At 76.0% G+C, this 1404-nt stretch carries 2 protein-coding genes; one reads left to right on the top strand and one right to left on the bottom strand.

Going from position 1 to position 1404, the window contains the following annotated elements:
• Positions 1-267: 267 nt before the first annotated feature.
• Positions 268-957 (top strand): SDR family oxidoreductase, encoded by a 690-nt coding sequence (locus ACWEMJ_RS34135; protein ID WP_452141027.1) that lies wholly within the window; start codon positions 268-270, stop codon positions 955-957.
• Between the two features lie 258 nt (positions 958-1215).
• Here ACWEMJ_RS34135 and ACWEMJ_RS34130 read toward each other — a convergent pair.
• The coding region (locus ACWEMJ_RS34130) for a hypothetical protein (RefSeq protein WP_452141026.1) at positions 1216-1404 on the bottom strand (189 nt) is incomplete at its 5' end.

Here is a 1404-nt window from a genome sequence, read left to right as displayed (position 1 = left end):
TGGTGTGTTGGGCGCTCGCCGCGGACAACACCGCGGTGGTGGTCCCGCTGGTGCCGCGCGCTGTCCGGTACCCGACCGGCGCGCCACGGCGCGCAGGGCGCGACCGCACCGCCGCACGCGCCCGCCGACCCGGCTGACGTCCCCGTCAACACGCCCCCGGCGTGCGGAAATCAACGCGCGCCGTGCCGGTGACGACACGCCCCCGCCCGGGCCGGGATGGCCGGTTGTCGCTCTTCCCGGCCACCCCACCCGGGTAGCAACCCCGGCATGGCAACGCACTTCCTCACCGGCGCCACCTCCGGCATCGGCGCAGCCACCGCCGAACTCCTCGCCGCGCGCGGCGACCGGCTCTGGCTGCTCGCCCGCGACCAACCCACCGCCGCCCGACTGCGCGAACGCTTCCCCACCAGCCGCACCGTCGTCGCCGACCTCGCCCACCCCGCCGCCCTGACCCGCGTCCTCGGCGGCACCGCCGCCCCACCCCGACTCGACTCCCTGCTGCACATCGCCGGCGTCGCCGACTGGGGCCCCGTCGGCGACAGCGACCCCGAACTCTGGGACCGCACCCTCACCGTCAACCTCCTGGCCCCCGCCGAACTCACCCGCCTGCTGCTCCCCGCCCTGCGCACCGCCCAGGGCCACGTCGTCTTCATGAACTCCGGCGCCGGCCTCCACGCCCCGCCCGGCCTCGGCGCCTACGCGGCCTCCAAATTCGCCCTCAAGGCCCTCGCCGAATCGCTCCGCGCCGAAGAACACCCCCACCGCGTCCGCGTCACCACCGTCTACCCCGGCGAAGTCGACACCCCCATGCAACGCCGCCTGCACGCCCGCTTCCGCATGACCTACGACCCCGCCGCGTGCCTCACCCCCCAATCCGTCGCCGCCGCCCTCGCCACCGTCCTCGACCACCCCCACGACGGCACCCTCAGCGACCTCACCCTCCGCCCCGGCACCTGACCGGCCACGCCCTCGACCACAGGCCACTGACTCGGCGTCGCCCCGCCCGCCGCGCCCCGGAGACCGGCGCCGATCACCGCCGCCCGCGAGCCCAACTGCCTTGCCCGGGCGGGCGATTCGGCGTGCGGATGTCCTTCGGCACGGACATTGCTGGTTCGGCACCGAGACCGCCCCGACCGCCCGCGAGCCCCACCACCGCTCACGGACGGCCCGTTCGGCAGCAGCGTCACCGCGCCCCCGTGCTCCGTTCGGCGGAAGCTACTCGACGCCCAGCTCGATCCCCAGCACCCCCGCAGCCGTGGCCACGCACAGCCGGCCCGCATCCGTGACGACCAGCCCCACCACCCGCGCGCCCAACCGCAGCTCGTGGGTGGCCCGTCCGGCGCCGGCCAGCACGACCCGGACCACGCCGTCCGCCCAAGCGGCCGCACACATCAGGCCGTTGGG

The sequence above is a fragment of the Kitasatospora sp. NPDC004531 genome (genome assembly GCF_053602195.1).
The sequence above is the reverse complement of the archived record's forward strand: the minus strand, read 5'-3'. Positions and strand labels throughout refer to the sequence as shown.